Source organism: Galbibacter sp. (assembly GCF_035306585.1).
In the GTDB taxonomy this organism is placed as follows: Bacteria; Bacteroidota; Bacteroidia; order Flavobacteriales; family Flavobacteriaceae; genus Galbibacter.
Map to the genome: position 1 here is coordinate 1 of NZ_DATGNU010000128.1, position 6,984 is coordinate 6,984.

7 protein-coding genes are annotated in these 6,984 nt (G+C 39.1%); 6 read left to right on the forward strand and 1 reads right to left on the reverse strand.

The genetic code is table 11. The features are described from left to right. Positions 1 to 16: 16 nt before the first annotated feature. From porK to VKY50_RS11505, 5 genes are all read left to right on the forward strand, one after another. Positions 17 to 1,372, forward strand: a complete 1,356-nt coding sequence (gene porK / locus VKY50_RS11485) for a T9SS ring complex lipoprotein PorK/GldK (RefSeq protein ID WP_324301973.1) — start codon at positions 17 to 19, stop codon at positions 1,370 to 1,372. Positions 1,373 to 1,427: 55 nt separating this feature from the next. Further along, entirely contained in the window at positions 1,428 to 2,090 is a 663-nt protein-coding gene (gene porL / locus VKY50_RS11490; RefSeq protein ID WP_324301967.1) for a type IX secretion system motor protein PorL/GldL, read from the forward strand. Between the two features lie 53 nt (positions 2,091 to 2,143). Then, positions 2,144 to 3,745, forward strand: a complete 1,602-nt coding sequence (gene porM / locus VKY50_RS11495; protein WP_324301968.1) for a type IX secretion system motor protein PorM/GldM — start codon at positions 2,144 to 2,146, stop codon at positions 3,743 to 3,745. A 15-nt stretch (positions 3,746 to 3,760) separates the two neighbouring features. Continuing rightward, positions 3,761 to 4,654: a type IX secretion system ring subunit PorN/GldN gene (gene porN, locus VKY50_RS11500; protein ID WP_324301969.1), complete on the forward strand. Its 894-nt coding sequence runs from the start codon at positions 3,761 to 3,763 to the stop codon at positions 4,652 to 4,654. 96 nt (positions 4,655 to 4,750) lie between these two features. Continuing rightward, on the forward strand, positions 4,751 to 5,812 hold the full coding sequence (locus VKY50_RS11505) for an NAD(P)/FAD-dependent oxidoreductase (RefSeq protein WP_324301970.1): 1,062 nt from the start codon (positions 4,751 to 4,753) through the stop codon (positions 5,810 to 5,812). On the opposite strand, the gene VKY50_RS11510 is transcribed toward VKY50_RS11505, so the two are convergent. After that, positions 5,793 to 6,185: a DUF983 domain-containing protein gene (locus tag VKY50_RS11510; protein ID WP_324301971.1), complete on the reverse strand. Its 393-nt coding sequence runs from the start codon at positions 6,183 to 6,185 to the stop codon at positions 5,793 to 5,795. The two genes, VKY50_RS11505 and VKY50_RS11510, sit on opposite strands and share 20 nt — an antisense overlap. A 64-nt stretch (positions 6,186 to 6,249) precedes the next feature. Between VKY50_RS11510 and VKY50_RS11515 the strand changes: the two genes are divergently transcribed. Further along, on the forward strand, positions 6,250 to 6,984 hold a 735-nt coding region (locus VKY50_RS11515; RefSeq protein WP_324301972.1), incomplete at its 3' end, for an ABC-F family ATP-binding cassette domain-containing protein.

The window sequence follows — 6,984 nt, forward strand, 5'->3', positions numbered from 1 at the left end:
AACCTCAATTTTGTATATGAAAAAGCTATTTCTTTTAGCATCTGTTACATTATTATTGACCAGCTGTGGTTCTAATGACAGAGGAGAATTAGTTGGTGTTCAAGGGAAAAAATGGCATCCAGAAAAGCCCTACGGGATGTCCTTAGTTCCTGGAGGTGCCTTCATAATGGGTAGGTCTGATGAAGACATGGCCGATGTTCTCGATGCTCCAACTAAAACAGTAACTGTTCGTTCATTTTATATGGACGAGACAGAGATAACCAATAGTGAATACAGACAGTTCGTAGAATGGGTGAAGGACTCTATAGTGCGGACCAAGTTAGCGGTGTTAGCTGATGAACTTGGTGAAGTTCCTGGAACTGGAGGTATTGGTGAATTTGCATTTAAGGATGCGGATACTTCTAATTTATCAGAATACGATAAATACATGCTCTTTAATTATGCTGGCATGGGAGAGACTGGCTATGAAAATAGAAGTTTAAACAAAGATGTGGATTTGATTTGGGATACTTCTAAATACCCTGATGAATATTACGCCGAAGTAATGGATAGTATTTACCTATCCAAAGAGGAGTCCTATAACGGCCAACGTACCATTGATGTAAAAGTGCTCAAGTATAAGTACAGCTGGATGGATATTCAAGCAGCAGCTCGAGCTAAGGGAGGAGGAAATCGTCTGGATTTTATCAAGCATGAAGAACTTAATATTTATCCTGATACTACGGTATGGATAAAGGATTTTGCATATTCTTATAATGAACCAATGCACAACGATTACTTTTGGAGTGAGGCCTATAGCGATTACCCTGTGGTTGGCGTGACTTGGAAACAAGCCAAAGCATTTTGCGCTTGGAGAACAAAGTATAAAAACGATTATCAAAAAGAAAATGGCAAGCAATTTGTCAATCATTTTAGACTACCTACCGAGGCAGAATGGGAATATGCCGCTAGGGGTGGTATCCAATCCGGGACGTACCCCTGGGGTGGACCATACATATTAAATGATCGTGGTTGTTTTATGGCGAACTTTAAACCACTAAGAGGAGATTACGCAGCTGACCAGGCCCTCTACACAGTGGAGGCTAAGTCGTATGATCCAAATGACTATAATCTTTATAATATGGCAGGTAATGTGTCTGAATGGACAAATTCTTCTTACGACCCCAATTCGTACGAATATGTTTCCACAATGAACCCTAATACTTATGATGGCGAAAATAAACGTAAGGTTATTAGAGGAGGTTCATGGAAGGATGTAGCTTACTTTTTACAGGTTAGTACTAGAGACTATGAGTACCAAGACTCTGCGAGAAGTTATATCGGCTTTAGAACGGTTCAAGACTATATGGGTACTGAGTCTACCGTGAATTAAGAATCCAAATACTACTTGTTTAATAACGTAACTTAACTTAAAAATTTTTTTTACTATGGCACAATCAAAATCATCTAAGAAATTGTTTACCATGGCCTACGGGCTTGGGGCATCTATCGTTATTTTAGGTGCATTATTTAAACTTACTCACTGGGAGTTTGGTCCCATAAACGGTACCGTCCTTCTAGCAGTTGGACTAATTGCAGAGGCAATCATATTTGCTATCTCCGCTTTTGAACCTGTTGATGAGGATTTGGACTGGACACTTGTTTACCCAGAACTTGCCACTGGAGCTGCTGCTGGAACATCACGTAAGAATCAAGCGCTGGAAATTAAAGAAGCTGAAGGACAACTTTCGAAGAAATTAGACGAAATGTTGAAGGAGGCTAAAATAGATGCCTCTTTAATGGCTAGTCTTGGCGATAGTATTCGAAATTTTGAAGGCGCAGCAAAAGGAATTGCTCCTACAGCTGAAGCCTTGACTTCAACAAAAAAATACAGTGAAGAGCTTTCCCTGGCTGCCGCTCAAATGGAATCGCTTAATAGTCTGTATAAAGTGCAATTAGATAGCGCTAACAGACAAGCTGCGATCCAGGAAGAGGTGGCAAATAATGCTGGAAGATTAAAAGATGAAATGCGTTCCCTGACTTCTAACTTGAGTTCTTTGAATTCAGTCTATGGCGGAATGTTAACTGCTATGAATAAAACAGCTAATTAAATTAGCGCGTTTTATTTAGAGTTTATCTGAGAATCATAAAAACTGATTAAATCATGGCAGGAGGAAAATTATCACCACGTCAGAAGATGATTAACCTGATGTATCTGGTTTTCATCGCAATGTTGGCGTTGAATATGAGTAAAGAAGTCTTATCGGCTTTCGGTCTGTTGAACGAAAAGCTGACAAATTTCAACGAAAAAGCAACAGAGAGAAACCTGGCAGCTTTCAACGATTTGAAATTAAAATCCACGGAGCAGCCCGAAAAATATGAAGCCTTATTTAACAATGTTGAAAAGGTAAAACAATCTTCAGAGAATTTCAATAGATACCTGGACAGTTTAAAATCTGCAATGGTTGCTGAGATTGATCCCGAAGAGCGCACCGACTACGAAGTGATGGATAAGTCGGCATTTCTTGACCAAGCCTTTTTTGGTGGGGGTATTTATACCGCTGAAGGTCAGAAATTTGTTGATTATATCAATGAATTTAGAAATACCACAATAAGTACCATTAATGAAATCCCTGATTCACTTATGAGGGAGGATCGTAAACAATCCTTAGTAGCTTCTATTGAAGCCAGGTTTAATACTGGCGACGAAAATGGAAAGGTACTCAATAGAGATAACAGACCAGTGAACTGGTTAAACTACCATTATGAAGGGTTTCCACTGGTGGCATCACTTACCAAAGTAACATTATTGCAGTCTGACATTAAATCGACTCAGGATGAAATTTTAAAAGCAATGTTACAAGGACAGATGGCATCGGACCTTTCTATGACAAATTACACCACCTTATTAGAGCAACCAAAAAGTGCCTACTATCAAGGTGAAAAATTTGATGGTGCTATTGTGCTCGGTAGAAAAGATGCCACCACCCGACCAAATGAAGTGAATCTCACTTTGGACGGAAGAGAATTGGTGGAAAATGAAGATTTTGTAATCGAGGATGGAAGGGTGAAGTTAACTGTTAACGCTGGAAGTGCTGGAGACCACACTATCGAAGGGAATCTTATCTTCAAGCAAGATGGAGAGGATATCGAGGTACCAGTTTTACAAAAGTTTGCTACCATTACCAAACCAAATGCTGCGGTTATTTCTGCAGATAAGATGAATGTGGTTTATCGTGGTGTTTCTAACCCGATAACAATTTCGATTCCTGGTATTCCTGACAATAAGGTTACTGCCTCAGCGGCTGGTTTGAAAAAGGTTTCTGGAAGCAAGTACGCGATGAACCCAGGTACGGGTAGAAGTGTGACTATTACGGCCAGTGGAACCTTGCCAGATGGTCAACGCGTTTCTTCTTCTTCAGAATTTAGAATTAAAGATATTCCTAGACCTTCAGGAACAGTACGGGGAGAGTATGGTGAGATTAAGATGCCAAGAGCAAATCTTGAAATCTCTACCGTTGGAGCCATGCTTGAGGACTTTGACTTTGACTTAAATCTTGCTATTAGTGGGTTTAAATTTAAAGTGCCAGGTCAGCCTACTGTGGAGGTTCGCGGAAATAAATTAAACGATAGGGCCAAATCTGCACTTCGCAGAGCAGGAAGAGGAGAATCTGTTCAGATTTTTGACATCGAAGCTTATATTACAAATAATAGGTCATACAAATTGAAAAAAGTATCGCCAGTTGTAATTGAGCTCACAAATTAATAAATCATTAGCGACATGAATTGGAAAGGTATTTTAGTATTAACAATAAGCGCCACGCTTTTTTCAACCGCTGGTTTTGCGCAAGCAAATTTGCTTAATGCAAAAACTCCAGCAGAGGTAGGGAAGAAGACAGAGGCGCAAATCGAGGCGGACAACGATGAGCCATTGCCTTATGGTTATGTGGATGATCGTGACATACTTTGGTCAAAAACCGTTTGGGAACGTATCGATTTGGATGAACGGGTCAATTTTCCTTTTTACTACCCTATAGATACTATTGGGATAGGTCAAGCACGCAGATCATTGTATCACGTGCTGGTGACCAATATTAAAAATGGAAATATTGATGAGGTTTATGTAGATTCTTATTTCACTGAAAAAAGAAACTTTAGTGATCTGGAGGCTACCCTTCAAAAGGTAGATACTACGGATCTTGGTTACGAGCAATTAAATGCGGGTGAACAGGTCTCTGCAGAGTATATCAACAGAAGAAATTTGACTGCTGCAGATATTCAGGAGTACAGAATTAAAGGAGTTTGGTACTTTGATAAAAGGCAAGGTGAGCTTAAATATCGTCTTCTGGGAATCGCTCCTGTGGCTCCTGATGTAAACTTTATCGATAGTGAACAATCGGATCTTGTTGAGTTGTTCTGGGTTTGGTTCCCAAGTGCAAGAGATATTCTACACCAAGCCAAGGCCTTCAATGATCACAATTCATCGCGACCTATTTCCTTTGATCAGCTGTTAAATGCTCGGCGTTTCGATGCAGTGATCTATAAGGAAGAAAACGTCCAAGGTGACAGAGCTATTAAGGATTACATTACTGATAATGCGATGTTCCAGTTACTAGAAGCGCAACGTATAAAAGAAAATATCCGTAATAAGGAACAGGATATGTGGAGCTACTAAGAAGTTGCACGGTTCCAATTCAAACCATTACGCTAAAATTAATAGAACCACGTCCTCGGACGTGGTTTGTATTTTGTAAAGTTTTAACTTTGCAAAATGATAGATTTTATAGTAGTTGGTTCTGGACTCGGAGGTATTGCTTTCTGTGAACAATTAGTACGTAACAATCATTCCTTTGTGGTGTTTGATGATAATTCTCAGCAGTCTTCTAATATTGCTGCAGGGATGTACAACCCTGTTATCTTTAAGCGTTATACATCGGTTTGGAAGGCGCAAGAACAACTGAATATGCTTCATCCATTTTACCATTCTTTGGAGAATAAATTGTCCGTCAAATTAGATTATAGGCAGTCTATCTATAGACGTTTTTTTTCCGTGGAAGAACAAAACTCCTGGTTCGAGGCTGCGGATAAGCCTAACTTACAGCCCTTTCTTTCTACTACACTAATCAAGGATTCCATCGAGGGGATCGTGTCGGATTACGGCTTTGGCCAGGTCAAAGAAGGTGGTTGGATTCATACCAATCTATTGCAAAAACGCTATTTGGATCATCTTAACACCCTTGGGAAGCTGAAAGAGGAACGATTTGATTACGCTGCGTTGGATATTCAGGCAGGTATGGTTGTCTATAAAGGGTTGCAAGCAAAGTATATTGTTTTTTGTGAAGGTTTTGGACTTAATTCTAATCCTTTTTTTAATTATTTACCCCTAGTAGGGACCAAAGGAGAGGTTCTTGAAATTGAAGTTCCAGGGTTAAAAATTGACATGATTATTAAAGCTTCCGTGTTCTTGTTGCCACTTGGTGAGGAAAAATATAAGGTGGGCGCGACTTATAAGTGGAAAGATAAAACTAATGTACCTACAGAGGCCTCTAGGATTGAATTAGAAGAAAAACTTCGTACATTTTTAAAACGTCCCTATAAGGTGCTCAATCACCTTGCAGGAGTACGCCCAACTGTAACAGACCGACATCCGTTGTTAGGGAAGCACCCTAAACATGATAGGCTTTTTGTGTTAAACGGACTGGGAAGTAGAGGCGTAATGTTAGCGCCTTATCTATCCAAGTTGTTGTTTGAATATATCACCAAAGAAACACCGCTTGATCGTGAAATTAATATCGAACGGTTCCTTAAGAAGTTCAAGCTTCGCCCTTTTTAATGGCAGTAGGATCGTATTTTACAAACATGTTAATCCATATGTTTCTCGATACCCTCATAATCACAGGCATAAAGAGAACTAGAGTCCCGATAATAGCGAAAAAGGAAGTTTTTAGGGTGGTTCCTATGAATAAATAAGAGATAACAAAGGCCGCTACGGCAAATGCGATCCCTACTGCGTAACTCACATACATAGCACCATAAAAGAACGAAGGCTCTATTTGATACTTGAATCCACATGAAGAACAATTCTCATGCATTTTTAATGTTTGGGTGGGATTATAGGCATTTTTGCTTCTATACATCTTCCCTTGATGGCATTTAGGACAAGTTCCTGTTAAAATGCTGTATAGTTTGCTTCCTTTTTTTAACATTTGCAAAAAATTTTGACAAAGATACCTATTTAGATGTTATTTGTAAAGGTTTAAATTCATTACTATGCTTAACATTCATCAGCTTTCAGTTTCCTTTGGTGGAGAATATTTATTTGAGGATATTTCATTTCGGTTAAATCCTGGGGACCGTGTTGGACTTATTGGAAAAAATGGTGCTGGGAAATCGACTATGCTTAAAATGCTTGGCAAAGAAATGCAGCCTGATGGAGGAGTAATATCTTCTGATAAAAACATTCGAATTGGATTTTTAAAACAAGATATTGATTTCGTTATAGGAAATACGGTACTTGAGGAGGCTTATCAGGCTTTTCAAGAAATCATTTCTATGGAATTACAATTGGATGAAATTAACACCCAACTTGCTGAGCGAACCGACTATGAGAGTGAATCTTACAATCAGTTGATTGTGGATTTAAGTGATTTGACACATCGATATGAGATTTTAGGAGGCTACAATTATCAAGGGAAAACAGAACGTATTCTACAGGGACTTGGTTTTAAGAGATCGGACTTTGATAAGTTAACAGAGACCTTTTCTGGCGGTTGGCGAATGCGTATTGAACTGGCAAAGTTGTTACTTCAAGACAATGACGTGTTGTTGTTGGATGAGCCTACAAACCACCTTGATATAGAATCGATCATTTGGTTGGAAGAGTTTTTGAAATCGTATTCAGGAGCGGTAGTAATTGTATCGCACGATAAGATGTTTTTGGACAATGTGACCAACAGAACTATTGAGATTTCATTAGGGAAGGCGTACGATTATAACAAACCTTAT

What these genes read in the sequence shown, in the direction of transcription:
- VKY50_RS11505 (WP_324301970.1), top strand. Translation starts at nt 4,751, where the DNA reads ATGATAGATTTTATAGTAGTTGGTTCTGGACTCGGAGGTATTGCTTTC.
- porL (WP_324301967.1), top strand. Translation starts at nt 1,428, where the DNA reads ATGGCACAATCAAAATCATCTAAGAAATTGTTTACCATGGCCTACGGG.
- porM (WP_324301968.1), top strand. Translation starts at nt 2,144, where the DNA reads ATGGCAGGAGGAAAATTATCACCACGTCAGAAGATGATTAACCTGATG.
- porK (WP_324301973.1), top strand. Translation starts at nt 17, where the DNA reads ATGAAAAAGCTATTTCTTTTAGCATCTGTTACATTATTATTGACCAGC.
- porN (WP_324301969.1), top strand. Translation starts at nt 3,761, where the DNA reads ATGAATTGGAAAGGTATTTTAGTATTAACAATAAGCGCCACGCTTTTT.
- VKY50_RS11510 (WP_324301971.1), bottom strand. Translation starts at nt 6,185, where the DNA reads ATGTTAAAAAAAGGAAGCAAACTATACAGCATTTTAACAGGAACTTGT.